General features: G+C 74.3%; 3 protein-coding genes. All 3 read right to left on the bottom strand.

Translation table 11 applies throughout. The features are described 5' to 3' along the window. Positions 1-30 precede the first annotated feature (30 nt). Entirely contained in the window at positions 31-4,581 is a 4,551-nt protein-coding gene (locus VFZ20_RS31920; RefSeq protein WP_329688030.1) for a polyketide synthase, read from the bottom strand. Between the two features lie 431 nt (positions 4,582-5,012). Further along, the gene (locus VFZ20_RS31915) at positions 5,013-14,798 is read right to left on the bottom strand and encodes a non-ribosomal peptide synthetase (protein ID WP_329688029.1); all 9,786 of its coding nucleotides are present in this window, start codon (positions 14,796-14,798) and stop codon (positions 5,013-5,015) included. A gap of 31 nt (positions 14,799-14,829) precedes the next feature. Then, positions 14,830-15,544, bottom strand: a 715-nt coding sequence (locus VFZ20_RS31910) for a phosphopantetheine-binding protein (RefSeq protein WP_329688028.1), incomplete at its 5' end; no start/stop codon positions are given.

The raw sequence follows: 15,544 nt of genomic DNA, 5'->3' as shown, positions 1-15,544 counted from the left end.
GGGATCCGCGATCCGTCCGGACGCGGATCGTCACAGATCGGCCAGGGCCAGCGCGAGCAGGTCGTCGTCCACCTGCGCGGCCTGGCGCTGCACGATGGCGACGGCCAGCAGCCCGGGCGTGGGCGCCTCGAACAGCGCGCGAAGGGGCAGATCCACGCGGAACCGCTCGCTCAGCGCCGTCAGCAGCTGCGTGGCGATGAGCGAGTCGCCGCCCATCTGGAAGAAGTCGTCGTCCGCGCCGATGGGGGCGATGCCCAGCGCGCGCTGGTACAGGGCGGCGACCGCCTGCTCCAGGTCGCTGCGCGGCTCCACGTACGCCGCCGCCCCGGCCGGCCGCGGATGCAGGGCGCCGCCCGCCGCCGCCGTGTGCACGGACGCGGCAGATTCCGTCCCGCCCGCGCGCAGCGCATCGGCGACCGCGTCCAGGTCCCGCGTCGAAACGGCCACGCGCGGCCCAAAGCCGTGCTCCAGCACCCGGCCGAACACGCGCGCCGCGTCCTCGGGCGCGAGCTCGTCCACGGGCCAGTCGATGGCGACGGACGCGCGTCCGCTCCCGGTGCGCCACGCCGCGAACGCGTCCAGGAACGCGCCGGACGCGGCTCCTTCCAGCGCGCCGCGCCCACCGAAGGAGGCGTGCAGCGACGAGCAGAGAACGAAGAAGTCGAGGGGGATGCCGTCCGTGGCCCGGTCCAGCGCCACGGCGCCGGCGACGACGGGCGCCAGGGAAAGCGCCAGCGTCTCCGGCGTTTCGGCCAGCAGCGGCCGGCCGGCGCCCGTGCCCGCCGCGTGGATGACGCCATGGAGCGCGCCCCACTCCGCCACGGCGCCGTCCACGACCGCGCGCATGGCGTCCGGGTCCGTCCCGTCCACGGCCACGACGCGCGTCTCCGCGCCGAACGATTCCAGCTCACGCACGGCCAGGATGCGGCGGCGGATGGCGTCGTTGTCGCCGTGCTCGGCGATCCAGGCATCCCATCCCTCCCGCGGGGGCAGGGCGTACGGGCCCGTGAGGACCAGGCGGGCGCGCCCCTGCTCGGCCAGCCAGCGGGCGGCCGCCAGCCCCGCGGCGCTCAGCCCGCCGGTGACCAGGTACACGCCGCGCTCCCGCGCGCGGATGCGGGGCTCCGGGCGCGCGTCCGCCGGCAGGGGCGCGTGGAACGGCGCCCAGCGGCCGCGGACGCGGTACGCGACCTCCGCCTCCCCTCCGTCTCCCGACAGCAGGTGCGCGGCCTCGCGCAGGATGGCGTCTTCCCACCCGCTCGCCTCCACGTCCACCGAGCGGCAGCGGAGGCCCGAGCGCTCCAGGGGCGCCACCTTGAGCAATCCGCCCAGGGCGGCCTGCCAGGGCCGCAGGGGCTCGTTCCCCAGCACGGCCGCCGCGCCGCGCGTGGCGCCCAGGAGCGTGCTGCCGTCCCCCAGCAGCCCGGCCGCGGACGCCGCCTGCACCCAGTGCAGCAGCGCGCCCAGCCCGCGCTCCAGCCCGTCTCGCGTGGCCGGGAGCGTCACGTCCGCGCCGGTCTCGTCCAGGCTCCACAGGTGCAGCGTGTGGATCGCGCCGGACGCGCCACGATCCGCCAGCGCGCGGGCCACGGCCGCGTAGTCGTCGGGATGGGACGGGCGGACGACGAAGCGCGCGCCCTCGTCCGCGAACGCAACGCCGGGCTCCACGCGGACGACGTCTGCACCGCGCGCGCGCAGCCCGTCCGCCAGCGGCGCCGACTGCCGGCCGCCGAACACGACGACGCGGCGCCCGCGGAAGGCATCCGGCGACGCGTCCACGGCCGGGGTTTGCCGCCAGAGCGGCGCGTGGAACCAGTCGCGCAGCTCGCGCCGGGCGTGGACCGCGGGCGCGGCCTGCGCGGGCGGATCGGCCTCCAGCCAGTAGCGGCGCCGGTCCAGCGGGTGGCCGGGGAGAACGGCGCGGCACCCTTCCCCGCCCTGCCGGGTCCAGTCCACGGCCACGCCGTGGGTCCACAGCTGGCCCAGGGCGCGGAGAAGGACGGCGCGATCGGAGCCCGGCTGCTCGCCGTGGCGCATCGAAGACGCCACCCGCGACGCGCCCTGCTGCCGCGCCCACGATCCCAGGACGGCCCCGGGGCCCACCTCCAGCATCACGGGCTCGCCGCCGGCCCCGCCGGACAGGCCGCGCAGCGTGTCCACGCACTCCGCGAAACACACGGGGCGCAGCAGGTGATCGACCCAGTAGTCCACCGACTGCGCCTGCTCCGGCCGCAGCCACTTGCCCGTCGCGTTCCCCGCGAGCGGGATGGCGGGCGCGCTGCGGCGCAGGGAACCCACGATGCGCGCGAACTCGTCGCGGACCGACTCCAGCAGGCCGGAGTGGAAGGGATGGCGCACGGCGAGGGGGAGGACGACGGCGCTGGCCGCTTTCGCGCGGTCCGTGAAGCGCGCGACGGCCTCCGCCGTCCCCGAGACGACGCACGAGAGGGGCGCGTTGACGGCGGCCAGCCACAACGCGCCACCTTCGGCGCGGATGGCGTCCACCAGGGCCCGGGTGTCGTCCTCGGACAGGGAGACGGCGGCCATGGCGCCGGGGATGGAATCCAGCAGCGCCGCGCGCCGGACGACGAGCGTCAGCGCGTCTTCCAGCGTAAAGACGCCGGCCACGCACGCGGCCACGTACTCGCCCAGCGAGTGGCCCGCGACCGCGCGCGGCTCGATCCCGCGGCCGCGCCACAGCTCCGCCAGCGCGTACCCCACGGCGAACATGGCCGGGTGCCCCCAGCGCGCGCCCTGCAGGGGATCGCTCCCATCGGGCCCGTGAACGCCGCGCACCATCGCGCGCAGGTCGACGCCGCTCCCTTCGCGCCCGGCGGGCGCATCCGCCGGGTAGAGCACGGCGGCGAGGTCCATCCCGAAGTCCCGCCGGAGGATGGCGAAGCAGCGGTCCATGGCCTCGCGGAACGCCGGCTCCGTCTCGTACAGCTCGCGCGCCATCCCCGCGTACTGCGTCCCCAGCCCGGAGAAGAGGAAGACGACGCCCGGATCGGATTCCGGGGCCTGCTGCGTGGCCACGCGCGACACGTCGCTTCCGCGCAGCAGGGACGCGGCCTCGGCGACGGTGGACGCCACGAGGGCGCGGCGGTGCGCGAACGCCTTGCGGCCGCGCGTGAGCGTGAACGCCGCGTCCGCCAGCGACAGGTCGGGATGGGCATCCAGGTGATCCGCCGTGTCCTCCGCCAGCCGGTCCAGCGCGTCCGCGGACTTCGCGCTGAGGACGATCAGTTCGGGACTGTCGTGCGCGGGCGCCGGCCGCGCGGCCGGTGGCTCCTCGAGCACGACGTGCGCGTTGGTCCCGCCCACGCCGAACGCGGAGACGCCCGCCCGGCGCGGCATCCCCTCCGGCGACCACGGCAGCAGCCGGTCGGCCACGAAGAACGGCGAGCTGGCGAAGTCGATCCGCGGATTGGGCGTCTCGAAGTGCAGCGACGGCGGGATCTCGCCCTCGCGCAGGGCCAGCACCGTCTTGATGATGCTGGCCACGCCCGCGGCGGCATCCGTGTGGCCGATGTTGGTCTTGACGGAGCCCAGCGCGCAAAAGCCGCGCGCCGGCGTGTCGAACGCGCGGGTCAGGGCGGCGACCTCGATGGGGTCACCCATGGGTGTGGCCGTGCCGTGCGCCTCCACGTAGGTGATGCTCTCCGCCGGCACGCCCGCCACGGCCTGCGCCAGGGCGATCACCTCGATCTGCCCGTCCACGCTGGGCGCCGTGAAGCCCACCTTTTGCGCGCCGTCGTTGTTGATGGCCGATCCCAACACGACAGCGTGCACCACGTCTCCGTCCGCGATCGCGTCCGACAGCCGTTTGAGGACAACGACGCCCACCCCGTTGCCGGCCACCGTGCCGTCGCCGGCGGCGTCAAAGGCGCGGCAGCGTCCATCGGGCGAAAAAACGCCGTGCCCCGCCACGTACCCCGTCTTGAGGGGCACGTTGATGGAGACGCCGCCGGCCAGCGCCGCGTCGCACTGGTAGTCCAGCAGGCTCTGGCAGGCCAGGTGAAAGGCCACCAGGCTCGTGGAGCACGCCGTCTGCACGCTGAACGACGGCCCGCGCAGGTCGAGCTTGTACGAGACCAGCGTGGCCAGAAAGTCCTTGTCCGCGCGGATGCGGTGAAGCAGCCCGTCGTCGGCGCGGCCCCGAAAGGTGGCCAGGCGCGCCAGCAGGTAACCGTTCATGTTGGTGCCCGCGAACACGCCCACGGGCCCCGCGAAGGTCTCGGGATCGAGCCCCGCGTGCTCCAGCGCCGCCCACGCCTGCTCCAGGAACAGGCGGTGCTGCGGGTCCATCAGCTCCGCCTCGCGCGGGTTGATGTCGAAGAAGTCCGCATCGAAGCGGTCCGCCCCCTCCAGCGCGCCGAACGCGGGGACGAAATCCGGCCGCTCCAGCAGGGCCGGGTCCACGCCGGCGTCGCGCAGCTCGTCCGGCGTAAAGCGCTCGATGGAGGCCACGCCCGCCCGCAGGTTGCGCCAGAACGCGTCGACGTTCTCCGCGCCGGGAAAGCGGCACGCCATCCCCACGACGGCAATGCGCTCCGGCCCCTCGTAGCTCGTGTTGCTCACGTCAGTCACCGCTGGAGGTTCGACAGGCGGGCGGTACGAGCCCGTCAACTGTGTGCCAGATGTCCCAAAACGAACTTTGTCACCATGCCGGCTTCACAATTCGCTACGGCATGGACACGCGGAAACACGAGGAATCGAGACAAGTCCGTGGGAAAGGAGCGCGGCAGGACGCGGCGGGCTCGAGCCGACCGAATACGCCGCAAAGGAGTGACTTGCATTATACGCCAGGATAATAAAACAACGGCGCCGCGGATTCCACCCCCCGCCCCGAACGCACACTCCCGTGCATCCTTGGCCAGGGGGTGCCCCGTGGCGCCGCTTACGGCAACTGCAACCGATTTGTCACGCAGAGGGAGCAGGGGCAGCAGAGTACTTCCGCCCGAACTCCGTTCCCCTGCACGAGCCCGGCGATTTCAGGCAGGTTACGGCCTCTACCAGTCCATGTCGTCGTCTTCGACCGAAAGGGCGTTGAGCAGGCGGTCCAGCTCGTCCTCGGACAGGTCGTCCACCACCTCGGCGGCGTTGCCGGCCGTGACCATCGGCGCGGCTTCAGCTTCCACCAGGGGAGCCGATTGCGCCACTCTGCAAACAAACTCACCGAGCGTGGGTGATTCGAACAGCGCGCGCACGGGCACGTCCGTCCCCATCGCCTTGCGCACGTGGGAGATCACGCGCGTGGCGCGAAGCGAGTGCCCGCCCAGCGCGAAGAAGTCGTCGTGCACGCCCACGCGGCCCACCCCCAGCACCTCCGCCCAGATGCCGGCCACGATGCGCTCCGCCTCCGTGCGCGGTGCCACGTACTCCACGCCGTCCGACCCCTCCGGCGCGGGGAGCGCCCGGCGGTCCACCTTGCCGTTCGCCGTGAGCGGGATCGCGCCGATGGGGACGAACGCGCCGGGCACCATGTACGCGGGCACGCGCTCCTTGAGCCACGTCCGCAGCTCCGAAGCGGACGGCTCCGTCTCGTCCGCCGCGATCACGTACGCCACCAGCCGCTTGTCGCCCGGCGCGTCCTCGCGAGCGATGACGACGCAGTCGCGGACGGCGTCGTGCGCGCGCAGGGCGGACTCGATCTCGCCCGGCTCGATGCGGAAGCCGCGGATCTTCACCTGCCCGTCCAGCCGGCCCAGGTACTCGATCGAGTGCGTGAGTGCGTCCGAGCGTGCGTGCGTGAGTGCTTCGGCATCCATGCCGGCACCGGTTACCCCGGCGCGCTCCACCCAGCGCACGCGGTCGCCGGTGCGGTACAGTCGCGATCCGGGCGCGCCGAAGGGGTCCGGCACGAACCGCTCGGCCGTCAGCGCCGGGCGGCCCAAGTACCCCCGCGCCACGCCGTCGCCCCCCGCGTACAGCTCGCCCGGCACGCCGACCGGGACGGGCCGCATCCGCGCATCCAGCACGTAGACGCGCGTGTTGGCGATGGGCGAGCCGATGGGGACGGGCCCGCCCGTCCACGCGTCGTCCACCGTGTGGCAGGTGGTGAACGTCGTGTTCTCCGTGGGCCCGTAGCCGTTGATCAGCCGGATGTGCGGAAAGCGCTCGCGCACGCGCGCCACCGCCTCCACCGGCAGCACGTCACCGCCGGCCAGCAGCTGCCGAACGCCGGCCAAGTCCTCCAGCCGCTCTTCCGTCATCGCTCCGAAGAGGCCGGCGGTGAGCCAGAGCGTCGTCACGCCGTGTCGGACGACCGTCTGCCCGAGCTCATCCAGGGAAGATGCGCTGCCCGGCATCAGCACCAGGCGGCCACCGTTCAGCAGCGCGCCCCAGATCTCCAGCGTCGACGCGTCGAAGGAGACAGGCGCGGCCTGCAGCACCGTCTCGTCCGAGCCGAAGTGCGCATAATCCGTGTTGCACACCAAGCGGACGACGCTCCGGTGCTCCACGCCCACCCCCTTGGGCGTCCCCGTGGAGCCGGACGTGTAGATGACGTACGCCAGCCCCTCCGGCCCGACGGGGACATCGACGTTCCCCGCGGATTCCGCGTCGATTAGCGCCCGATCACCGTCCACCGCCACCATCGCGATCCCGTCCGTCGCGGACAGGAGCGCGTGCAGTCCATCACGCGTCACCAGCGCGGCGATCCCCGAATCCGCCAGCATGAACGCGAGGCGATCCGCGGGATATGACGGGTCGAGCGGGACGTATGCGCCGCCGGCCTTGAGGATGGCCAGCACGGCAATGACCATCTCCAGGCCGCGCTCCAGGCACAGCCCGACGCGCGTTTCGGGACCGACGCCGCGCGCGCGCAGGTGGTGCGCGAGCTGGTTGGCCCGCGCGTTCAGCGCCGCGTACGTGAGCGCGTCGTCCTCCAGCACGACGGCGACGGCGTCTGGCGTGCGCGCGGCCTGCTCCTCGAACAGGGCGTGAACGGAGCGCCGGGGATACGCCGACTCCGTCCGGTTCCAGTCCTCCAGGACGCGGCGGCGCTCCGCATCGGCCATGAACGACACGTCGTCCACGGGGCGCGCGGGATCGTCCAGGACGGCGCGAAGGAGCGCGGTGTAATGCGCCAGCATGCGCTCCATGCTGCCCGCGTCCCACAGGTCCGCGCGGTAGGAGAGCACGCCTTCCAGGCCATCGCCGGCCTCCACCATCCCCAGCGACAGGTCGAACTTGGCGGCGCGCTCGACCCAGTCCAGCGCCTCGGCCCGCAGGTCGCCCAGCTGAAGCGCCTCGCGGGCGTTGTTCTGCAAGATGAACATCGCCTGGAAGAGCGGCGTGTGGCCCAAACTGCGCTCCGGGCCCAGTTCCTCCACCAGCCGCTCGAACGGCACGTCCTGGTGCTGGTAGGCGCCCAGCGTCGTCTCGCGCACGCGGCCCAGCAGGTCGCGGAACGACGGGTCGCCGGACAGGTCCGTCCGCAGCACGAGCGTGTTGACGAAGAACCCGATCAGCCCCTCGGTTTCGATGCGCGTGCGCCCGGCGATGGGCGAGCCCACGCTCACGTCGTCCTGGCCGGCGTAGCGGGCGAGCAAAAGCTGCCACGCCGCGAGCAGCGTCATGAACAGGGTGGCGCCCTCGCGGCGCGCCAGCCCGTGCAGGGCCTGCGCGGTCCGCGCGGAGAGGGTGAAGCGCACTTCGCCGGCCTGCCCGGCGGCCACCTGGGGCCGCGGGTGGTCCGTGGGCAGCTCCAGCAGGGGCGCGGCGCCAACGAGCCGTTCGCGCCACCAATGCAGCTGCGCGTCCAGCACGCCGCCAGCCAGCCAGCCGCGCTGCCACGCCGCGAAGTCCGCGTACTGCACGGGCAGCGGCGGCAGCGACGGCGCGCGGCCGGCCGCAAAGGCGCCGTACAGGTGGGACACCTCGCGCACCAGCACAGCCGTGCTCCACCCGTCGCTCACGATGTGGTGCAGGGTGAACAGGAGCACGTGCTCGTCGTCCCCCAGGCGCGCCAGCGTGCAGCGCAGCAGGGGCCCGTGGGCCAGGTGGAACGGCCGGACGCTTTCCTCTGCCGCCAGGTCGCGGACGGCCGCCTCGCGGTGGGCGGCGGGCACGCCAGACACGTCGGCCCGCGAAAGGGACACGGGCGACGGCGGATCGATGACCTGCGCGGGGGCGCCGTCCACGGCGGGAAAGCGCGTGCGCAGCGTCTCGTGCCGCCGGACGATCTCGTCCAGCGCCCGCTGCAGGGCGGACGCGTCCAGCGGGCCACGCAGCCGGAGCGCGTACGGCACGTTGTACGCGGCGCTCCCTGGCTGCAGCTGGTCCAGGAACCACAGCCGCTGCTGCGCGAAACCCAGGGGCAGGTCGCCGTCGCGGGGCACGGGCACCAGCGGCGGCGCCACGTTCGCGCCACCGCGGGCCAGCACATCCACGCGCGCGGCGAGGCCGGCGACCGTCGGCGCCTCGAAGACGGCGCGCAGGGGAAGCTCCACGCCCAGCGCCTGCCGCACGCGCGAAACGAGGCGGGTGGCCAGGAGCGAGTGGCCGCCCAGCGCGAAGAAGTCGTCGCCCGCGCCCACGCGGGGCGTCGCCAGCACCTCGGCGAAGATGCCGGCCAGGATCTCTTCCCCGGGCGTGCGCGGCGCCACGTACGCGTCACCGTCCGCCCCGAAGTCCGGCGCGGGGAGGGCGCGGCGGTCCACCTTGCCGCCCGGCGTCAACGGGAGCGCTCCCAACGTGACGAACGCGGACGGGACCATGTACTCCGGCAACGTCTCCGCCACGTACGCCTTGAGCTCCGCCACGGCCGGCTCCCCCTCCGCCGGGACGACGTAGGCCACGAGCCGCGCCTGCCCCGGCGCGTCCTCGCGCGCCACGACGACGGCATCGCGCAGGGCGGGATGGCGCCGCAGCCGTGCCTCGACCTCGCCCGGCTCGATGCGGAAGCCGCGCACCTTTACCTGCTCGTCCGTGCGGCCCAGGTACTCCAGCTCGCCCCGCGCCGTCCACCGCACGCGGTCGCCCGTGCGGTACAGGCGCGATCCGGGCGCGCCGAACGGGTCCGGCACGAACCGCTCGGCCGTGAGCGCCGCCCGACGCCAGTACCCGCGCGCCACGCCGGCGCCGCCCGCGTACAGCTCGCCGGCCACGCCCGCCGGCACGGGCCGCATCCGCCCGTCCAGCACGTACGCCCGCACGTTGCCCACGGGCGATCCGATGGTGACGCGTTCCGCACCGTCCACGCGCGCCACGGAGACGTTCACCGTCGCCTCCGTGGGCCCGTAGTGGTTCCACACGGCCGCGTCCGGAAAGAGCGCGCGCGTCCGTTCGAGGAGCTCCGGCGACAGCGCCTCGCCACCCACGGTGACGACGGCCAGCCCGGCGGGACGCGGCGCCTCGCCGGCGCGCATCAGCTCCACCATGGCGCTCCACAGGGACGGCACGCCGCTGAACGACACGCGCTCGCCCTTCGACAGTTCCGAAAGGAGCGCCGCGGGGTCGGCCACGACCTCGTCCGGCATCACCCAGACGGCCTCGCCGCGCAGCAGCGGGACAAAGAGCGGCCGCACGTGCGCGTCGAACGACGGACGGCTGACGAGCGGCAGCGCCCACCCGTCCTCCCCCATCACCGCGCGGTCGTACCAGGCCAGGTAGTTGGCCAGGTTCCGGTGCTCCACCAGCACGCCCTTGGGCCGCCCCGTGGAGCCGGAGGTGTAGATGACGTACGCCGTGCTCTCCGGCGCCGCATGTGAGCGCACCGGATGGGACGGATGCGAATCGATGGCCTCCGCGTCCCCGTCGATCCGCACGACGGGGCCGGCGAACGACGCCACGCGGTCCGCCAGCGCGGCGCGGGTGACGACGGCGGACGCGGCCACGTCGTCCAGCATCATCCGCAGGCGGTCGTCCGGGTCGGACGGGTCCAGGGGCACGTACGCCGCGCCGGCCTTGAGGATGCCCAGCACCCCCGCCACCAGCTCCGACCCGCGCTCCAGGCACAGCCCCACGCGGTCGTCCGTCCCCACGCCCAGCCCGCGCAGGTGGCGCGCGAGGCGGCTGGACGCGGCGTCCAGCTCCGCGTACGTCGTCGTCCCCTCGCGAAAGCGCACGGCCACGGCGTCCGGCGTGCGCGCCGCCTGCGCCGCGAAGCGCGCGTGCACGAGCTCCGTCGGCAGCTCCAGGTCCGTCGCGTTCCACGCCCGCAGCACCTGCTGCCGCTCCGAGTCCGCCAGCAGCGCGTAGTCCGCCGCGGGGCGGTCCGCGTCGTTGGCGACACCGGCGAGCAGCGCGCCGAAGTGCGCCAGCATCCGCTCCGCCGTCTCCGCGTCGAAGAGGTCGGCCCGGTACGAGAGCACGCCCTCCAGCCCGCCGGCCGTCTCCACGAGGGCGAGCGACAGGTCGAACTTGGTCTGCGCGGCACCGTTCTCCAGGGGCTCGGCGTGCACCGGGCCCAGGCGCAGCGCGCCCTCCGGCTGCGTGTGCAGGCCGAACATCGCCTGGAAGAGCGGCGTGTGGCTCAAGCTGCGCTCCGGCGCCAGCTCCTCCACCAGCCGCTCGAACGGCACGTCCTGGTGCTGGTACGCCCCCAGCGTCGTCTCGCGCACGCGGCCCAGCAGGTCGCGGAAGGACGGGTTGCCGGACAGGTCCGTCCGCAGGACGAGCGTGTTGACGAAGAAGCCGATGAGCCCCTCCGTCTCCATCCGCGTGCGGCCCGCGATGGGCGAGCCCACGCTGACGTCGTCCTGGCCGGCGTAGCGTGCGAGCAAAAGCTGCCACGCCGCGAGCAGCGTCATGAAGAGCGTGGCGCCCTCCCGCCGGGCGAGCGCCTGCAGGGCCTCCGTCTCCGCGCAGCCGAGGGCGAAAGGAGCGGTCCCGGCCCGGGCGGCCGCCACGGGCCCGCGCGGACGGTCCGTCGGCAGATCCAAAAGGGGCGGTGCGCCGGCCAGCCGCGCGCGCCACCACGCCAGCTGCGCGTCCAGCACGGGGCCGGCGAGCCACGCGCGCTGCCACGCCGCGTAGTCCGCGTACTGCACCGGAAGCGGCGGCAGCGCGGGCTCGCGCCCCTCCGCGAAGGCGGCGTAGAGCGCGGACACCTCGCGCGCGAGCACGCCCGTGGACCAGCCGTCGCTGATGACGTGGTGCAGCGTAAAGAGCAGCGCGTGCTCGTCGTCCCACAGGCGGACGAGCGTGGAGCGCAGCAGGGGGCCCGCGGCCAGGTCGAACGGCGCGGCGGCCTCGGCGGCGGCGAGCGTCCGCAGGCGTGCCTCGCGCTCCTCCGGCGCCACGTGCGACAGGTCCACGCGCGTGAGCGCGGCGGTCCCGTTCGGATCGATCACCTGCGCGGGCTCGCCGTCCACGCTGGGAAAGCGCGTGCGCAGCGTCTCGTGCCGGCGCACGACCTCCGCTAGGGTGCGCTCCAGTGCAGACACGTCCAGCCCGCCCCGCAGCCGGAGCGCGAACGGCAGGTTGTACGCGGCGCTCCCCGGCTCCAGCCGGTCGATGAACCACAGTCGCTGCTGCGCGAACGAGAGCGGCAGGGGCCCCTCGCGCGGCACGGGGACGACGGGCGGCGGCGCCCCGGCGGACCCCTCGCGCATCAGCGCCTCGACGCGCGCGGCGAACTCCGCGAGCGTCTCCGTCTCGAAAAGAGCGCGAAGAGGTACGTCCACGCCCAGGGCGGCCTGCAGGCGGATGACGACGCGCGTGCCCAGCAGCGAGTGGCCGCCGCAGGCAAAGAACCCGTCGCGGATGCCGATGCGCTCCACGCCCAGCACGCCGGCCCACACGCCCGCGACCAGCTCCTCCAGGGGCGTGCGCGGCGCCTCGTACGCGGCCGCCGCCGGCGCGGCGAATTCGCGCTCCAGCAGGGCGCGGCGGTCCACCTTGCCGTTTGCGTTCAGCGGCAGCACGTCCAGCGCCTCCACGACGGCCGGCACCATGTACGGCGGCAGCAGGTCCGCGGCCGTCCGCAGCACGTCGTCCACGTCGATGGACGTGGCCCCTTCGGCGCGGACGACGTAGGCGGCCAGCGTGCGCGCGCCGTCGTCCCCGCGGGCGACAACGGCGGCCTGGGCGATGGATGGATGGCGCAGGAGCGCCGCCTCGATCTCCCCCAGCTCCACGCGAAAGCCGCGCAACTTGACCTGGTGGTCCATCCGGCCCAGGAAGGCCAGCGCGCCGTCGTGGCGGATGCGCGCCAGGTCGCTTGTGCGGTACATCCGCGCGCCGGGGAGCGCGCTGAAGGGGTCGGGGACGAACTTCTCCGCCGTCAGCCCCGGCCGGTTGCGGTACCCACGCGCCAGCCCCTCGCCGCCGATGCACAGCTCACCCGGCACGCCGGGCAGAACGGGCCGCAGCCCGCGATCCAGCACGTGGAGCGACGTGTTCGCGATGGGCGCGCCGAGCGGGATGGCGCCGCTGTCCCCTTCGACGCGCTCCACGCGCAGCGCGGCGGACCAGATGGTGGTCTCCGTGGGCCCGTACAGGTTCCAGAGCGTGGCGCCGTCTTCCGTCAGACGCCGCGCGAGCGGGGCCGGCAGCGCCTCGCCGCCGCAGAGCGCCGTGAAGTCGGGCGCGCCCCGCCAGCCGGCGTCCACCAGCATCTGCCACGTCGCGGGCGTGGCCTGCATCGCGTCGATCCCGCCATGGGCGATGCGGTCCGCGAGCCGCCGTCCATCCGCCGCCGTCTCCGCGTCCGCCACCTCCACGCATCCGCCCGTCATCAGCGGCAGAAAGATCTCCAGCACGGAGATGTCGAAGCCCAGCCGGGTGACGGAGAGGAGCCGCGCATCCGCGTCCGGCGCCAGCGTGTCGCGCATGGACGCCAGGAAGTTGACCACGCTGCGATGCTGCACGACGACGCCCTTGGGGTGCCCCGTGGAGCCGGAGGTGTAGAGCAGGTACGCGCTGCTGGCCGGATCGATGCCGACGGAAAGACGCGCATCCGCCCCATCCGCCGTCCCCTCCCCCGCCGCGTCCAGCATGAGCAGGCGATCCGCCCCGAGGGGCGACTTCTCCCGCAGCGACGCGTGCGCGATCACGGCCGCGAGGTCCGCGTCCTCCGCGATCCACGCCAGGCGCGGCGCGGGGAAGGACGCATCCAGCGGGACGTACGCGCCACCGGCTTTCAGGACCGCGAGCGCGGCGATCACCATCTCCGCCGAGCGCTCCACGAGCAGCCCCACGCGCCGCTCCGGCCCCACGCCCATCCGCCGCAGCCGCTGCGCGAGGCGGTTGGCGCGCGCGTCTAGCTCCCCGTACGTCAGCGACTGGTCGCGAAAGGCGAGGGCGACTCGGTCCGGCGCGCGGTCTGCCTGTGTCTCGAAAAGCGCGTGGACGGGCAGGTCGCGCGAATACGCGGACGCGGGGGGCGCGAACGACGCGATCCGTTCGCGCTCCGCGTCGCCCAGCAGGTCGATGGCGTCCAGGCGGACGTCGGGATCGGCCGTGCCGCGGGCCAGCAGGCGCTCGAACGCGCCGGAGACGCGGGTGATCGTCTCCGACGCGAAGAGGGCGGCGTTGTACTCCACGACGCCGCTGAAGCCGTCGCCCTCCTCCTCCATCACGAGGTAGAAGTCGAACCCGGCCGTGCCGCCGACAACGGGGAGCACCTCCAGCTCCAGCCCGGCCACCGCGGCCGTCCCCTTCGGAGCGACGGAGAGGTTCAGCGCCGTCTGCACGAGGGGCGTGCGACCGTTCCCACGCGCGGGCGCGACCGCTTCCACCAGCCGCTCGAAGGGCAGGTCCTGGTGCCGCTGCGCCTCGCGCAGGGTGTCGCGCACCGTGCCGACCAGGCCGCGGAACGTCGCCCCGTCCGCCACCGTGGCGCGGAGGACCAGCAGGTTGGCGAAGGTGCCGAGCAGCCGCTCCGTCCCCGCGTGGTGCCGGTTGGCGATGAGCGAGCCGACCAGCAGCTCGTCCTGGCCGCACCAGCGCGCCAGGAGGACGGAGTACGCGGCGAGCAGGACGGCGTAGGGCGTGGCGCCTTCGGCGCGCGCGGCGGCGCGGATGGCGGCGGCCAGGGCGGGCGGAATGCGCAGCGGGTGGCGCGCCAGCTCGAAACGCTCCTCCGCCGGCGCGAAGTCCGCCGGAAAGGCCAGCGTCGTAGGCGCGCCGTCCAGGTGGCGCGTCCAGAACGCCAGGGACTCGTCCAGGGCAGCGCCGGCCAGCCGCTCGCGCTGCCACGCCGCGAAGTCCGCGTACTGCACGTCCAGCGCGGGGAGCGACGGCGCCGCGCCGGCCGCGAACGCGCCGTACAGCGCGGCCAGCTCGCCCAGCAGCACGCTGAACGACCACTTGTCCGCGGCGATGTGGTGAAGGACGAGCACCAGCACGTGCGCGTCCGCGCCGGCGCGCAGCAGCAGCGCGCGGAGGGGCGTGTCGCGGGCCAGGTCGAACGGGAGCGCCACCTCGGCGCGGGCGCGGCGCAGCACGTCGTCTTCCGACGCGCCGTCCGGCATCGTGTCGGTCCGCAAAGGCGCGCTCAGGCCCGCGTGCACCGTCTGCACGGGGCCGTCCTCGCCCAGCGCGAAGGTGGTGCGGAGGATCTCGTGCCGTCGGACGATCTCGTCCAGCGTCCGCTCCAATGCGGACACGTCCAGCCGGCCGCGCAGCCGTACGGCCAGCGCCAGGTTGAACGCCGAGCCGCCCGGCCGCGCCTGCTCCTGGAACCAGATGCGCTGCTGCGCGAACGAAAGGGGCGCCGGCCCGCCGCCCGCGCGCCGGGGAATGCCGGCGGGGGCCGCGGGCGCGGCCGCCCCGGCCTTCATGGCCTTGAGGCGTGCCTGCAGCTGCGCCAGCTGCTCGGGCGTAAGATCCGCGAACCTGCTCGACATCGACTACGTCCCTGCGAATACAGTGGATGGCTTACAGCTCGGCCAGGACGGCCGCGAGCAGGTCCTCGTCGATCCCCTCGGCCTGGTGGCCCACCACCACCTGCGCCAGCCGCGCGGGCGAGGGCGCGTCGAACAGGGCCCGCAGGGGCATCTGCAGCTCGAACTCGCGGTTGACGGCGGTCATCACCTGCATGGCCAGGAGCGAGTCGCCGCCCATCTCGAAGAAGTCGTCGTCCGCGCCGATGGGCTCGATGCCCAGCTCGCGTTCGAACACGGCCGCAAGGGAGCGTTCCAGCTCCGAGCGCGGGGCCACGAACGGCGTCGCCACGGGGGGACGGGGGTGCCGGCCGCCCCCGCGCGTCACCGCCTTCTTCTCCGTCACGACGGGCGCGGACGGGTCGCGCGGGGCCACGGCGACCTGCGCGTGGCCCTCCATGGACAGCACGCGGTCCAGCGCCTCGGCGACTTCGTCGGCGGACGCGTCCACCGCGCCCCAGGCGACGGAGACGGTGGGCAGGCCGCGGGCGTAGGCACGCTGGGCCGCCAGCGCGTCCAGCAGGGCGCCGGCCGCGCGGAATTCCGCCACGCCGCGATGGTCCGCCGGCGCGGCGAGGGGATGCACGAGCAGCAGCCGCTCCGGCGGGACGGCGGCCAGGGCCGCGTCCATGGCCAGGGCGCCGCCCACCAGCGCGCCCAGCCCCGCCGCGCCCGCGTCCGCGCCGGCCGCGTGCACCACGCCGTCCACC

This window comes from Longimicrobium sp., assembly GCF_036280135.1.
In the GTDB taxonomy this organism is placed as follows: Bacteria; Gemmatimonadota; Gemmatimonadetes; order Longimicrobiales; family Longimicrobiaceae; genus Longimicrobium.
Note: the sequence above shows the minus strand (reverse complement) of the source record. Positions and strands in the feature narration are given on the sequence as shown.

Coding starts and splice junctions, on each gene's coding strand:
- VFZ20_RS31915 (WP_329688029.1), bottom strand. CDS start 14,798: ATGTCGAGCAGGTTCGCGGATCTTACGCCCGAGCAGCTGGCGCAGCTG.